Source organism: Collinsella sp. LCP19S3_C9, assembly GCF_052121575.1.
Taxonomy (GTDB): domain Bacteria; phylum Actinomycetota; class Coriobacteriia; order Coriobacteriales; family Coriobacteriaceae; genus Collinsella.
Genome location: NZ_JBQKDZ010000002.1, coordinates 90,629 through 104,552 on the forward strand (window position 1 = coordinate 90,629; position 13,924 = coordinate 104,552).

Here is a 13,924-nt window from a genome sequence, read left to right on the forward strand (position 1 = left end):
CCGATTTCGTTGCTCCGGCTGGTTTTGAAATTGCTACCCAGATTAAGTTTTTTCGGATAATAGACAGTCATGCCTAAATCACTGAGAGCACCTGCTCTGATAAACAGCTTTATCAGGGACTTTAGTAGGTAAAAATCGATCTCTCTGTGCCGAATGTAAGTTGACTGTCTATTTTCCGAAACAACTTATTCTAGATAGCATTTTTAGGGCCCTCCAAAGGCGAAATTGAAGTCTTTTCGTGACCAAACCCTAGCCCACGCGACCGTTTTCCACCCGCACGGCTACATTCCCGCCCAATCGATAAAAATCTCCTCACGTAGCCGCCGTTCGAGCTCCTGTTGCCGCGGCGTCTTGTCTTTCAACGGCACATCGAGATAGGACATGATGAGTTCCATCACCACGCGGAAGGCATCGGAGTCGACCAGCTGACCATAGGTCATCAGAACGACAGGATATCCCATCGCTTGAAGGGCCGTCGTTCGATCGGAGTCCGAGATCTTGGATTCTATGGATCCGTGAATGGCTTTACCTTGACATTCAACCAGGCACTCTCGGCTGCCGTCCTTATTTGCCAGCAGGATATCGGCGTAGCGCCTATCAAGCCCCGAAATCAGGCGGGCGCTGCGCGTCATGCGAATCTCGACGTTATTGGAAAGGCGCAGCCCTTCGCCGCCGCGCAACCTCGTAAGGCCAAACAGCATCGAAGCCTGGACCTCGAGCGGCGATGCCACAACCCCCGTAATGCATTTCGCGGCACGCGTGAACGATTTAGCACCGCGGAGCCCCTGGATCTTATTGGCGAATTCTGTAAGTTCAGAGAGCTCAATCAAGGGAGGTCGTTTCCACAAATCCGTTGGATTCCCCGAGGTATCCTTTACGTTTTCCCAGCCCGACCGTGCGTCACCCCACCGGCTTCCATATGCCTGCTCAAGCGCCGACTTTACCTGAGACGCAATCTTGCACACGGCAAAGGTGCCGCACATCTCATACATGCACATGATCAGGCGCTCATTTGAGACCGAGGAAGCCAGGGTCAGCAGGGTAAAGAGCGGGGACGCAACATCAAGGCCAAACTCTGTCTGCCGCACGGAGCCAAACGGCCTCTCCCCGTTCCAAACATGCCTGACAATGCGGCCGCCCTTACGCCCACAGAGGCCCTGCGCCAACACGTGTAACGGAGTGCCCAGGAAATACTTGACAAGCGGATGCTCACAAAGATGCTCCCTGCGCGGATCGTCCGCAGAATCGGGCAGGTCCGGCATTATTGCCAAGACCTGCGGAGGTATCCGGTGATACCGAAAGGCAGATATGTCGCACAGCATGTCATCCATGAAGGATACGTACCCATTGCGTCGTTTGTGAGCCTGCCCGGACGCCAAACGCGATGGCTCGGCCTGTGAACGGTTAATACTGCTACGCGCACGTCGCGAATCTTCCAGGTGGCTTACAATCGGTTTTGGAAACAAACTGATTGTGAGGTTTCATATGGTTGATGAGAACTTCGCCTGGCGGCTTACGCAGGAGCTCGTGAAGATTGATAGCTCGGACCCGGGCGCCTACGAAGGCGAGATCGAACACTTCATTAAGAGGCTCATTGAACAGCAGCTGGCGCAGCTTGATAGTCCTGCGCTCGATGCCGTGCAGATTGCAGAGCTCGAAGTACTCCCCGGGCGCCGCAACCTTATGGTCACCGTGCCGGGTGTGAGCGACGAGGCGCGACTCGTCTACATCTGCCATATGGATACCGTCACCCTAGGAGATGGCTGGAACGCGGACACACCGCCACTCGGGGCGACCGTGCGCAACGACAAACTCTTTGGCCGGGGCGCCTGCGACATGAAGGGCGGTCTGGCTTGCGCCATTACCGCGCTTGTCCACGCACTCGAGCGCGTGGCGGCGGATGGTGAGCTGCCCCACCGTGGCTTCTCGCTTATTTGCTCGGTCGACGAAGAGGACTTTACGCGCGGCTCCGAGGCCGCCATCGATGCCGGCTGGGTCGGCTCGCGCGAATGGGTGCTGGACACCGAGCCCACCGACGGACAGATTCAGGTGGCGCACAAGGGTCGCACGTGGTTCGAGATCGAGATGACCGGCGTCACGGCGCATGCGAGCCAGCCCTGGAAGGGAGCGGATGCCGTCGCCGCCATGGCCGAGGCCGTCTGTGCGCTGCGCCATGCGTTCGCGGCGCTGCCCGTGCATGATGAGCTGGGGGCTTCGACCATCACGTTTGGACAGATCGAGGGCGGCTATCGCCCCTATGTCGTGCCCGACCGCGCCAAGGTCTGGGTCGATATGCGCCTGACGCCGCCGACCGATACGGCCGCCGCGACGCGCATGGTAGAGCAGGCCATCGCCGACGCCGAAGCCGCAGACCCCGGTTGCCATGGAAGCTATACCGTGACAGGCGACCGCCCCGCCATCGAGCGCGATCCGGTCTCTCCCCTTCTAGCCGCGCTCGAGCGTGCCGCCGATGACGTGACAGGCGCGGACACGACCGTCGGCTTCTTTACCGGCTACACCGACACTGCCGTCATTGCCGGCAAGACGGGTAACCGCAACTGCATGAGCTATGGCCCAGGCTCGCTCGCGCTCGCGCATAAGCCAAACGAATATGTGCCCCACGCCGATATCGTTCGCTGCCAGCGGGTGCTGATCGCGCTCGCCGACAACACGCTCTGGGGCGCGAATAGTCAAGTTGGGGCATAATAAGCCGCGAACAAACCGACTCGCGCGTTAGGACTGTCCATGAAAGCTCTTCCGTTTCCCTGCATCCGCCCAGCTCAGGATCGCGTGCTCGAAGCGCTGCCTGCGATGGACAGCATTCTGAGTGACAACGACGCCCTGCGCGGTGCGATTGCCGATGGGCTCATGCTCAAGGATCCGGGCGCGGCGTATTACGTGTACGAATGCTCCGGAGAGCCAGGGCGCGTGACGGGCGTTGTGGCAATTTGCCCGGTCGGCGTACTGACGGGCGACGACGCAGCTTCCGCAGATGCGGCCGCAGCCGCCCGTACAATCGCCGAGCTCAAGGTGCAGCCGCGCCCCGTGTCGCTCGCCTACGAAGCCTCGCCCGTCATGGATATCATCCTGGGCGCCGCCAAAGAGGGCGCGTCGCTCTATGCCGTCACCGACCCCACCGGCATTACGCATCGCGTATGGGAAGTCAAGCGCGAGGACGCCGTTGCCGCCATCCGAGCCATGCTCGATCAGGCACCGGAGCCGGCGCTGGCCGATGACCCCGCCTACGCCGCCGCTCTGACCGGGGCGTCGCAGTTGCTGGCCGATGAGGCCCGCGCAGCCGGCACCTACACGGGCAAAGAGCCGTTCAACTTTTCCGTGGCCGTGCTGTTCCCCGCCGCGCAGGTCAGCGGCGGCGCGCCGCAGGTTCCGACGGGTCTGCTCACTCACCAGATCTCACGGTTCTAACGGGGCCTAAACGCCCAGCACAAAGACTCGGCAGCTCAACAAGCAAGGGGCGGGGATACATGCGCATGCATCCCCGCCCCTTTCGCATCGAGCAATTACGCCGGCGACCCGCATCGCCGCGCCCGCGCTACCCGCGCCGCGGGCCCGCTGCCGCCACGAGTGGCTCTAGCCCCAGCTCACGCGCATAATCTTCCTGCGTAAAGACTTCGACCAGTTCAAACGTATCGGTTGCATCGTCAAACGCAAAGTGCAGTACCGAACAGTTGCCCGGCACGCGCTCGCGCTCGTCGGCCGCCGCCCCCCTAGAGTGGTCCAAAAACTCCTTGATGGCCGAGGCATGGCTCACCGCGAGCACGCACGAATGGTCCGGGCGTCGCATAAGATCGGTCAACGTCGTCACCATGCGCTCACGTACCTGCATCTGGCCCTCACCGCCAAACTGACGATAAAAGTCACGCCACGGACGCTCGGGCATCAGCATCACGCGCTCGGCCTCAAAGTCGCCAAAGAACCACTCGCGCAGGCCATCCAGACGCTCGTAGGCAAGGCCCGGCCACAGGCTGGCGATAGTCTGCTCGGTGCGGTGCAGCGTCGAGGTGTAGGCGTGATCGGGCTCAACGCCACGCGCACGCAAGAACATACCGGCACGCGCCGCCTGCTCGCAGCCCAACTGCGTGAGCGGCGAATCGCTCCATCCCTGAATAATGCGTTTAAGGTTGAATATTGTCTGTCCATGACGGACCAGATACAGATCTTTGTTCATAGGGGTCCTTTCGTTCGTTACCAATCAAGGAGCGAAAACGCCCCGTCGCAATAGCCAAAATGAAGCACGGCACCGTTGTCGGGCTGCTCTCCCCCGCCGGTCACGCATCTAAGAAACTCCTGGCAGGCAGAGCCATGAGAGACCGCAAGCACACGATCGTGCTGCGGTCGGGCCATAATACGGGACAGCGCCGCGACCATGCGCGCCCGAAGCTCGCCTTCCGACTCGCCACCAAAGGCCACCGGATAATCGCCCCAGGGCTGCGGCGGCATATCGCGATTTGATGTGCCCTCCAGCGTGCCCAGGCGCCACTCGCGCAAATCATCGACCGGCTCTATGGGAAGATCCTCGCCAACGATCAGCTCGGCCGTGTGGCGCGCCCGACCCAACGGAGACGAATACGCGTGGTCAAAGGAGATGCCGCGCGCCTCAAACGCCGCGCGCGTCGCCAGTGCCTGCTCGCGCCCGCGCTCCGTGAGCGGCGAGTCTTGCCAGCCCTGCAAAATGTTCTGCACGTTAAGCTCGGTCTGCCCATGCCGAACCAAATACAGATCGGACACACGCCCTCCCCTCGCACCACCACAAAGGGGACAGGCACCTTTGTGGTGGTTTGCCGCCGGATCGCGCCGCAACGACGCAACTACACCAGCACGTCGGCAAGCGGACGCTTGGGCACGTGATGCACCTGCGCCTCGTCGCGCCAGTAATTAATAGAACCGTCGGGGTTGGAATCGATCGCGTCGATAACCTGGGTCTCGGCCGGCACGCCAAAGGCCATGATCAGCTTGAGCTCGTACTTGTCACCGTCGAGCCCCATCGCATCGATCGCGCGGGGCGTAAAGGCCTTGAACATGCAAGCCGCCACCTCGGGCGTTGCGCTGCGCGCGGCGAGCATCATCGTCTGAGCCGCGATGCCCGTGTCGACCTCGGTGATAGGCGCGGCGGGCTTGCCGGGAACGGTGCGCTCGGCAAGAATTGCAATGTAGCCGGTCGGACGCTCGCCCTCGACAGGACCCGGCCAGTCCTTGAGCGCCCCGGCCCATGCAAGCTCGTCAAACACGCGAGCGCAGTCCTCGGCACCGCTCACCACATGAAAACGCAAGCGCTGAGCATTGGCGCCACAGGGGACCAGGTGCGCCAGCTCTGCCAGCTCGAGCAAAAACTCGCGCGGCACGCGCATGGACTCGTCAAAACGGCGGCATGTGCGGGCGCGGCGGACCAGCGCATCAAACACATCCAGGCCAAGCTTTTCGCAACCCTGCTTTGCCATCGACTCGGCGCTCGAAGGCGCCGCGGGAACTGCTTCGTTCATAGGGACCCCCCAAAAAGCCAATTGTTCTTAGGAAAATCTAACCTAAAACGCAGGCAATAACGAACAGAGCTGCAATGTTCTACACCTGTTGAATAGAAAATCGCGACGTGGGGAACAACGGAAACAAATCGGGGCCTTTGGGTTACGTTTCGCCCTCCCCGACCCATACGCCAGCTCCTTTAGGCGATACTGGTTGTAACGATCGCGGCTTACGCCGCACGGAAAGGAGGCCTCATGGGCATCTTTAAGAATGACGACCAACAATCGAGTCTGTTTGGATTTGACGAGAAAAGCATGGCAGGCAAGGCGATTAAAGCCGTGCGCTGGATCTACGCCGCCACGGGTGTCATCGCGCTCATCGCCGGCATCGCGCTGCTGTTTGCACCCGCTAAGACCCTCGTCTTTTTGACGACCGTACTGGGCTTCTACTTTGTGATTACGGCTGGCGTCAGGCTGTTCACCGCCATTTTTGAGCCGCTGCTGCCCGCCGGCTGGCGCGTCACGAGCATCCTCGCCAACCTGCTCATCATCTTGGGCGGCGTGGTGATCCTGCGCAACCAGGCGCTTTCGACCGCGACGCTCAGCACGCTTGTGGTGGTCGTGGCCGGCTTTGGCTGGATTGTCGAGGGCATCATGTCGATTCTGGAGTCCGAGCTTTCTTCCAACCGCGCCCTCGCCATCCTGAGCGGCGCGCTCTCCATCATCGCCGGCGTGTTCGTGTTCATCTATCCGCTGTGGTCGGCAAAGATGCTCGTGATCTTTACCGGCGCTGCACTCCTGGTGTTTGGCGTGACGCTGGTTATTCGCGCTATCCGCTTTGGCAAGCTGGTGCACTAGATGCCGCGAACGCTGTTTATTGATGCCGACGCCTGCCCGGTCACGCGTGAGTCGATCGACTGCGCGCGACGGGCGGGTGTTGCCGTGGTGGTCGCCGGCAACAGCACGCAAAACCTGGAGCGGCACATTCGCCGTGACGACCCGCGCGATGCCGAGCACGCGCGACGTGGCTTTTGGGTCACAACGCTCGACGTGAGCGTAGGCGCCGATAGCGCCGACTTTGCCATTATCGAGCGTCTGCAGGCGGGCGACGTGGTCGTGACGCAGGACATTGGCCTGGCGAGCATGGTGCTCGGTCGCGATGCCGCCGCCATCGGCGTGCGCGGGCGCGTGTACGACAAAGCCACCATCGATATGCAGCTGTTTATTCGTCACGAAGAAAAGAAAGTGCGCCGCGCCGGCGGTCGCACCCGTGGACCGGCAGCCTTCACCAGCGAGGACCGCGCCCGCTTTAAGCGCAACCTCACCGACCTGCTGCGCCAACCAAGGTAGATTTTTGGGACATGCCTAAAAATCTACCTTTTTGTTTTGGCGATTGGCGCGCATCCAACGCCGGTCATGGCGGTAGATGTTTGAGGCATGCCCCAGTTTTTACGGGATACCTCAAACATCTACTTAGAGGCCAAAGGCGGAAAGGATAAGGCCCCAGCCGGCGCCGATGACGTACATCATGACCAGGAACACGGCGTTTTCGCGGGCGCTGCGGTTGGTGCGGAACAGCACCAGGTAACCCACGCCGGCAGAAATGAGCGTGCCGGCGAGCATCGGTGCCAGCTGCAGCGCGCCTTCCAGATACAGCTGCGTAATGACCACGCTCGCCGAGCAGTTGGGAATGAGGCCGACAAGCGCCGAACCCAGGACAGCGAGCGTCTCGTTGCCGCGCAGGAACTGCTCGATCGCGGACTCGCCGAAGGTCTCGAGCACGGCGACCAGAATCAGCGTCACCAGGAAAATGAATACCGAAACCTGCACGGTGTGCGAAATCGCGCTGCGGATAATCGACAGGACAGGCGCGCCTTTGTGTGAGTGGGAGTGACCGTGGTGGTGTTCGTGCTCGCTCTCGTGTCCGTGGTCGTGGCCATGTCCGTGGTCGCGGTCGGCCTCGTCTTCATCACAACCGCAATGATCGCGCTCGCACAGCTCATGGATGTGGTCGGCGCTCACGCCCGCCTCGGCCACCTCGTCGATGATGTCACCGCCGCTGTGATCGTCATGCGCGCAGTTAACGTGCGCCGGATTGGCAGCGGTTCCCAACACGGTACGGCGGATCGCCGCATGAGCACGGGCGTTGCGACGCAGGCCGCGAATGGCGGCATCCACGATAAAGCCCGTGACCAGCGCGATCAGCGCCTTCGAAGCCAAAAGCATCGCCATAGTCTGCACGGGAACCTGCTCGGCAAGTAGCAGTGGCAGCATCTCGTCGGAGGTCGAGAGAAACACCGCCACCAGGGTGCCCAACGTCACGACGCGACCGGCGTACAGCGTTGCCGCCATCGCCGAAAAGCCACACTGCGGCACCATGCCCAGCAACGAGCCAACCACGGGGCCAGCGGCGCCGGCACGCTTGATGGCGCCGTTGACGCGATCGCCCGCCACATGCTCCAGCGTCTCGAGGGCCAGATATGTCACCAACAAGAACGGCACCAGCGAGAGCGTGTCCTTGCCGGCGTCGAGCAAAATATCAATCAGCAAATCCATGACGGATGGAACCTTTCGTGTCTTTCGGCAGCATTGTAAAAGTCCTAGCGGTCAACTAGGGTATTGTAGTTGTCCTAGGCGTGATGCCAATAGTTGCCTGTGGTAAACTATCATCTCGCCACATCTCAATGACCCCGAGCCGCACGACGCGGCCCGTCCAAGGAGCAGTATATGAACGTTTCGCAAGCACTCGAATACGAGCGCCAGCCGTTTATTCCCATGTTCATCTATGGCGATCACGCCGCCATGGAATCCGAGCGTCAAAAAGGCGAAGAGGCCCTCAAGGTGCTCGAGACCGAGTACTTTACCGCCGAGGGCGACCCTGGCTTCGACTTTGCCACCGTGCGCGACCTGGCCGACCGCAACCGCGACCTATGCGACCAGATTGGCGAGGCGCGCCTGCGCAACGTGACGCCCGCGACGCTTTCGCGCGGCCTGTCCGACGCCGATACCTGCGCCGCCATCGGCAAGATGCAAAAGCGCACCGCCGCGTCCGTCATGCGCGAGATCCGCGGCGACCGCGATGCGCTCGGCGTGGCGTACGCCCGCAAGCCCATCCAGGGCACGGTGCTCGGCATCGACATCGAGACCACCGGCCGTGCACCCGAGCGCGGCTACATCATCAACGTGGGCTGGGAGATCATGGAGCTCACCAGCGACGCCGTCCCGCACGACGCCGAGGCACACTACTGCGGCCTGCCCGATATCTACCGCGGCGAAGATGTGCCGCTGTCGAATATCCATCACATCACCTGGGACGACATCGACGGCAAAACGCCCTTCCGCGAGAACAAGGAGCTGCAAAAGCAGCTGCTCAAGCTCATGAAGAAATACCCGTACATGGCGCACAACGCCGCCTTTGAGGACAGCTGGTTCAAGATCCATCTGGACGGCTATGCCGAGGCGCGCCGAGCTGGCAAGATTATCGTCATCGACTCGCGCCAGATCTGCCGCAGCCTGGACGCCGACGTGCGCTCGCTCCCCCGCGAGTCCGCACCCGCCGCACTCGAGAACTGGGCCCGCCGTCGCGGCACCCTCGCGCCCGACGCCAACGAGCAGCACCTGGGCCTCGACGACACCGACCTCATGCTCCGCACGGTGCAGGCCGAGTTCAACCTCAAGAACCTGTTTGCCAAGTAGATTGCCAAGCAGAGGCGCCATTCGCGAGCAATACTTGCCGGACCATAGCGCCCCGCGCAAAAGCGACACGCCGAGGCGCCCCTCTCAAGCGACGCAATACGGGCCGATGTCCAAGCGGATATCGGCCCGTTTTTCGCGCCGTACAACGCGGCCCTCCAGCCCCCGATGTCTAGCCGCCGCATAACCAAGAACTTCATCTGCGCATGTTCAAGCCAAATTGCACATTTATGTTGACGCCGCCTTTGCATCAAAACGATGCTGATCAGCATCAGTTGTGGAGGTCTGCGTAGCCAGCGAGCTGCGACAATGCTCCAAATAGCATCTTTCTCCATCATTGACGTCAAGCGCTTGGACAGCTTTTGTTATGCCGCGACATTTTACCTTGGCGTTCATTGCGAACCCCGCCGCCTGGTCTGCCATGCTATCTGTATGAGTATCGTGCTTTCACATAACACGGCAAAAGCGGTCTACCAAGCCGCATACTCGGTATCCGCAATTGGCACCGAGCCATGCAGCCCTGCCAAGATTTACGGGGCGCGCCCCAGCAAGGAGCTGCTCGACTCTGCCGCCGACTGGCTCGCCAGGCACAACGTCGCTCTGGATAACGATGCCCCGCTCGATACAACGGTGTTCGAGCGCGCAAACGTGCGCAGCATGACGGGCTGCAAGTGCCACGTATCATCCAAGCGATTCGCGGGCTCGCGCTTTATCAAGCTTGCCGACGACATCTATATTGTCGGCGTCGAACTCTGTGCGCTTCAGGCCGCAACCTATCTTCCCTTTCGAGAACTTGTGGAGTACTACTTCGAACTGTGTGGAGCCTATTCCCTTGGGCACGATGCCTCAACATCCTATACCGAGCGCTTCGCGCTCACCTCGACTTCGAGCCTTAAACATTTCTTTAACTCCCTCATCGACTGCAAGGGCCTCGAACTTGCCCGAAAAGCCATCCAATGCGTGCGGGACGGATGCCGATCGCCGATGGAAACGGCGTTTGTCATGATGCTCACGCTACCCAGGCGCGAGGGCGGTCTTGGCATTAGCGAGATCGAGACCGACTACGAAGTAAAGGTCACAGCTGCCGCAAAGAATCTCACGCGGCGCGAAAAGTTCTATATGGATGCATATCTCAAGCGGTCCCGAACCGACATCGAATACAACGGATTTCAGCACGATGCCGAAGAAGACCGCGCCATTGACGAAGAGCGCAAGAACGCGCTGGCGTCCATGGGCTACGGAATCATTACCGTCAGTCGCTATTCCTTTATGCACGCCAGCGCCTTCGCCAGGGTTATGGAGGCAATCCAGCGAAAGGAGGGCATTCGCCCATCGCGCCTGCCCAAAGATTTCGCAATCAAGCAAGAAGAGCTGCGACGGTTTGTGCTCAGGAGATTTATCGAGGAAAAGAAGCATATTGAGGAGCTCCTCCGTCAAGACGCAGCGCAGGGTAATGCACTTGAGCTCGAGCGCGCAGTGCTCGAGGGCATCTCGCTGGACGACCCGACGATCAATAATGTCCCGGCCATCGACGACATGCAAGTCATCGAGCTGGATTGCCCGGAGTTCGCCCAAACAAGCACCTCCACACCCGAAGGCAGGGTGTACGGGGCCAGAACAGAGGCGGACTGACAGGGTGGGTACCCCGGCGACGTGCAAAAACGGGAGTTTTCAGCAGAGCCGAGTATCCGAGGGCGGCCGAATTGCCCCATTTTGCACCGAAGCCGCTGTTTTCGATGTAAGTTAGGCAACAGCTGGGGAATATCTATTGCCATTTTCACTCCAGTAAAGCCTTGTGGCGGCAAACGACGCCGTATCATGCAATAAATAACCCCTCGTCGATGCTGAAAACTCCCGTTTTTGCACGTCGCCGGGATACCCACGTTGGCATCGGCGGCCTTAACCGCGTCCACAATGCCCTTAGCCGCCTCTGGGGCCAATCGACAGCAAAAAATTTCGCAAATTATATTGACATATGAACATGCGCTCATATACTCGGAAGTAAGTTATATGAGCACATGTTCATATGAAAGGATATTGCAATGAGCGAACACGCCGATGAAATAAGGACCGACATCGACACCGCCATCGTGCCCGACATCCCCACCACTTGCTCGCCCGAGGACCTTCCCGACGAGGAGCTGCTGTACGACCTTGCCGACTTGTTCAAGGTTTTCAGCGACACCACGCGTATCAAGATCCTCTACGCTCTCATGGGCCGCGAACTCTGCGTGGCCGACATCGCCGAGGCGACTGCGACCTCGCAGTCCGCGGTGTCGCACCAGCTGCGCACGCTCAAACAGTCGCACCTGGTTAAATTCCGGCGCGACGGGCGCAACATCCTCTACTCGCTCGCCGACGATCATGTCTACACCATGCTCAACCAAGGCATGAGCCACATCTGCGAATAGCGACCAACCACGGTACCAGCGCGGTCTGCACCCAAGCCGCAAATACAGGGAAAGGAACCCATCATGAAAAAGCAGTTCAAGCTCGACGAGATCGACTGCGCCAACTGCGCGCGTGAGCTTCAGGACGAACTCGCCAAGCTCGAGGGCGTCAAATCCGTTTCGGTCAACTTTATGACTCAGAAGCTGACGCTCGAAGCCGACGACGCTGAGTTCGACGAGGTCCTTGATCGCGTCGTGGAGTTCACCGCCGACGCTGAGCCGGACTGCGAGATCATTCTCTAGCCTGCGCATACGCTGATACGCAAGGCCGCGCTTGTCGCGGCCTTTGTCTCGATGTTATATGAGTGGATGTTCATACATTCAAATGGGAGGATTGAGTCATGGCCACCGCCGACCCCAAGAAGAAAAAGAAGAAGCGCAAGAAAAAAGAGTCACTCGAGCATAAACGCAACCGCATCCTGGTAGCACTGGGTATTTTTGTCGTGGTGTACGCCCTCGATGAGCTCGGCGCCCTCACCGCCGCATTCGGCACCCCAGGCAACATCTACGCCAGCTTTGTGCTGTTCCTCGTGCCGTTTTTGATTGCCGGCCACGACGTACTGCAAAAGGCATTCAATAACATCCGCCGCGGCAAGGCGTTCGACGAGAGCTTTCTCATGGCCGTCGCGACCATCGGCGCGTTTGCGACGGTGCTCTTCCCCGATACCGACCCGCACATGGCCGAAGGCGCCGCCGTTATGCTGTTCTACCAGGTCGGCGAGCTGTTCCAGGCCTACGCCGTGGGCAAGAGCCGCAAATCGATCAGCGCCATGATGGACATCGCGCCCGATTACGCCAACGTTGAGCAGGCTGACGGCACGCTCGAGCAGGTCTTTCCCGATGACATCGCCGTCGGCACCGTCATTGTCATCAAGCCCGGCGAGCGCGTGCCCATCGACGGCGTTATCGTCGATGGCGAGACCCAGCTCGACACCGCCGCCCTCACCGGCGAGTCGGTCCCCCGTACCGCCAAGACCGGCGACGATATCATCAGCGGCTGCATCAACATGACGGGTCTTATCCGCGTGCGCACCACCAAACCCTTTGGCGAGTCCACCGTCGCGCGCGTCCTGGAGCTCGTGGAAAACGCCAGCGAGAAGAAAGCACGCACCGAAAACTTCATCACACGGTTCGCCCGCGTCTACACGCCCGCCGTCACCGGCGCGGCAGCGGTGCTCGCGCTCGGCGGCGGCCTGGTGACCGGTGCCTGGTCCGATTGGATCCTGCGCGGCCTGACCTTCCTCGTCGTCAGCTGCCCGTGCGCACTCGTAATTAGCGTGCCGTTGAGCTTCTTTGGCGGCATCGGCGGCGCGTCCAAGCTGGGAGTTCTCATCAAAGGCTCCAACTACCTCGAGGCGCTCGCCGATGTGGATACCGTCGTCTTCGACAAAACCGGCACGCTCACCAACGGCACGTTCTCGGTCGTCGCGGTGCACCCCGAGGGCAGCTATACCGAGCAATCGCTGCTTGAAGTCGCAGCCCTCGCCGAGTCGTTCTCCGACCACCCCATCGCGCAGTCGGTGCGCGCCGCCTTCCAGGGCCAACTCGACCCCAAGCGTGTATGCGACTCCACCAACGACGCGGGCCATGGCGTGACGGCGAACATTGACGGCAAGCACGTCGTCGTCGGCAACGCCAAGATGCTCGCCGCGTCCGGTGTTGAAACACCGGACTGTGAGGTCGTCGGCACTATCCTCCATGTGCTGGTCGATGACGTCTATGCCGGTCACATCGTAATTGCCGACACCGTCAAAGCCGATGCCGAGCAAACGATTCGCGAGCTGCACGCCGCCGGCGTCAAGCGCACCGTCATGCTCACGGGAGACCGCGAGGAAGTGGCCGCCGCCGTGGCCAATCAGCTGGGAGTCGATGAGTTTCACGCGCAGCTTCTGCCAGGTGACAAGGTCGAGCGCGTCGAGGCATTGCTGGCGACCGAATCGGGCAAGGGCAAGCTCGCCTTTGTGGGCGACGGTATCAACGATGCGCCCGTGCTCACCCGTGCCGATGTGGGCATTGCCATGGGCGCCATGGGCTCCGACGCCGCAATCGAGGCAGCGGACGTTGTACTGATGGACGACAAGCCGTCCAACATTTCCCGCGCGATCCGCGTGGCTCGCAAGACCATGACGATTGTTTGGCAGAACATCATCTTTGCACTGGGTATTAAGATGCTGATTCTGGTACTTGCGGCACTGGGCATTGCCAACATGTGGCTCGCCGTCTTTGGCGACGTGGGCGTGGCGATCATCGCCATCCTGAACGCCATGCGCGCGATGGGTGTCAAGAACCTGTAGCATGCGT

14 protein-coding genes are annotated in these 13,924 nt (G+C 60.6%); 9 read left to right on the forward strand and 5 right to left on the reverse strand.

Annotation, left to right across the window (positions count from 1 at the left end; translation table 11 throughout):
• Positions 1-281: 281 nt before the first annotated feature.
• The gene (locus tag ACTQXI_RS01395; protein WP_441548172.1) at positions 282-1,088 is read right to left on the reverse strand and encodes a hypothetical protein; all 807 of its coding nucleotides are present in this window, start codon (positions 1,086-1,088) and stop codon (positions 282-284) included.
• A gap of 397 nt (positions 1,089-1,485) precedes the next feature.
• On the opposite strand from ACTQXI_RS01395, the gene ACTQXI_RS01400 reads away from it, so the two are divergent.
• Together ACTQXI_RS01400 and ACTQXI_RS01405 are read left to right on the forward strand one after the other, a co-directional pair.
• Complete coding sequence (locus ACTQXI_RS01400) at positions 1,486-2,706, forward strand: M20 family metallopeptidase (protein ID WP_441548173.1); 1,221 nt, start codon at positions 1,486-1,488, stop codon at positions 2,704-2,706.
• 39 nt (positions 2,707-2,745) lie between these two features.
• Complete coding sequence (locus ACTQXI_RS01405) at positions 2,746-3,426, forward strand: DUF1015 family protein (RefSeq protein WP_441548174.1); 681 nt, start codon at positions 2,746-2,748, stop codon at positions 3,424-3,426.
• A gap of 127 nt (positions 3,427-3,553) precedes the next feature.
• On the opposite strand, the gene ACTQXI_RS01410 is transcribed toward ACTQXI_RS01405, so the two are convergent.
• From ACTQXI_RS01410 to ACTQXI_RS01420, 3 genes are all read right to left on the reverse strand, one after another.
• Positions 3,554-4,189: a histidine phosphatase family protein gene (locus ACTQXI_RS01410; RefSeq protein WP_441048236.1), complete on the reverse strand. Its 636-nt coding sequence runs from the start codon at positions 4,187-4,189 to the stop codon at positions 3,554-3,556.
• 17 nt (positions 4,190-4,206) lie between these two features.
• Complete coding sequence (locus ACTQXI_RS01415) at positions 4,207-4,749, reverse strand: histidine phosphatase family protein (protein ID WP_427747436.1); 543 nt, start codon at positions 4,747-4,749, stop codon at positions 4,207-4,209.
• 80 nt (positions 4,750-4,829) lie between these two features.
• On the reverse strand, positions 4,830-5,501 hold the full coding sequence (locus ACTQXI_RS01420; protein WP_441548175.1) for a nitroreductase family protein: 672 nt from the start codon (positions 5,499-5,501) through the stop codon (positions 4,830-4,832).
• 234 nt (positions 5,502-5,735) lie between these two features.
• Between ACTQXI_RS01420 and ACTQXI_RS01425 the strand changes: the two genes are divergently transcribed.
• Together ACTQXI_RS01425 and ACTQXI_RS01430 are read left to right on the forward strand one after the other, a co-directional pair.
• Positions 5,736-6,338: an HdeD family acid-resistance protein gene (locus tag ACTQXI_RS01425; RefSeq protein ID WP_118099399.1), complete on the forward strand. Its 603-nt coding sequence runs from the start codon at positions 5,736-5,738 to the stop codon at positions 6,336-6,338.
• Positions 6,339-6,830: a YaiI/YqxD family protein gene (locus tag ACTQXI_RS01430; RefSeq protein ID WP_441548176.1), complete on the forward strand. Its 492-nt coding sequence runs from the start codon at positions 6,339-6,341 to the stop codon at positions 6,828-6,830.
• Between the two features lie 123 nt (positions 6,831-6,953).
• Here ACTQXI_RS01430 and ACTQXI_RS01435 read toward each other — a convergent pair whose 3' ends face one another.
• The gene (locus tag ACTQXI_RS01435) at positions 6,954-8,036 is read right to left on the reverse strand and encodes a putative manganese transporter (RefSeq protein WP_441548177.1); all 1,083 of its coding nucleotides are present in this window, start codon (positions 8,034-8,036) and stop codon (positions 6,954-6,956) included.
• A gap of 171 nt (positions 8,037-8,207) precedes the next feature.
• Here ACTQXI_RS01435 and ACTQXI_RS01440 point away from each other — a divergent pair, with 171 nt between their 5' ends.
• The 5 genes from ACTQXI_RS01440 to ACTQXI_RS01460 all read left to right on the forward strand — a co-directional run bounded on the left by ACTQXI_RS01440 (position 8,208) and on the right by ACTQXI_RS01460 (position 13,917).
• Entirely contained in the window at positions 8,208-9,176 is a 969-nt protein-coding gene (locus tag ACTQXI_RS01440; RefSeq protein ID WP_441048241.1) for a 3'-5' exonuclease, read from the forward strand.
• 429 nt (positions 9,177-9,605) lie between these two features.
• A complete protein-coding gene (locus ACTQXI_RS01445) occupies positions 9,606-10,805 on the forward strand; it encodes a hypothetical protein (protein ID WP_441548178.1) in 1,200 nt (399 codons plus the stop codon).
• Between the two features lie 410 nt (positions 10,806-11,215).
• Positions 11,216-11,584: an ArsR/SmtB family transcription factor gene (locus tag ACTQXI_RS01450; protein ID WP_427747430.1), complete on the forward strand. Its 369-nt coding sequence runs from the start codon at positions 11,216-11,218 to the stop codon at positions 11,582-11,584.
• 63 nt (positions 11,585-11,647) lie between these two features.
• On the forward strand, positions 11,648-11,866 hold the full coding sequence (locus ACTQXI_RS01455) for a cation transporter (RefSeq protein WP_117583778.1): 219 nt from the start codon (positions 11,648-11,650) through the stop codon (positions 11,864-11,866).
• A gap of 98 nt (positions 11,867-11,964) precedes the next feature.
• On the forward strand, positions 11,965-13,917 hold the full coding sequence (locus tag ACTQXI_RS01460) for a heavy metal translocating P-type ATPase (RefSeq protein WP_441548179.1): 1,953 nt from the start codon (positions 11,965-11,967) through the stop codon (positions 13,915-13,917).
• The last annotated feature ends 7 nt before the right edge of the window (positions 13,918-13,924 follow it).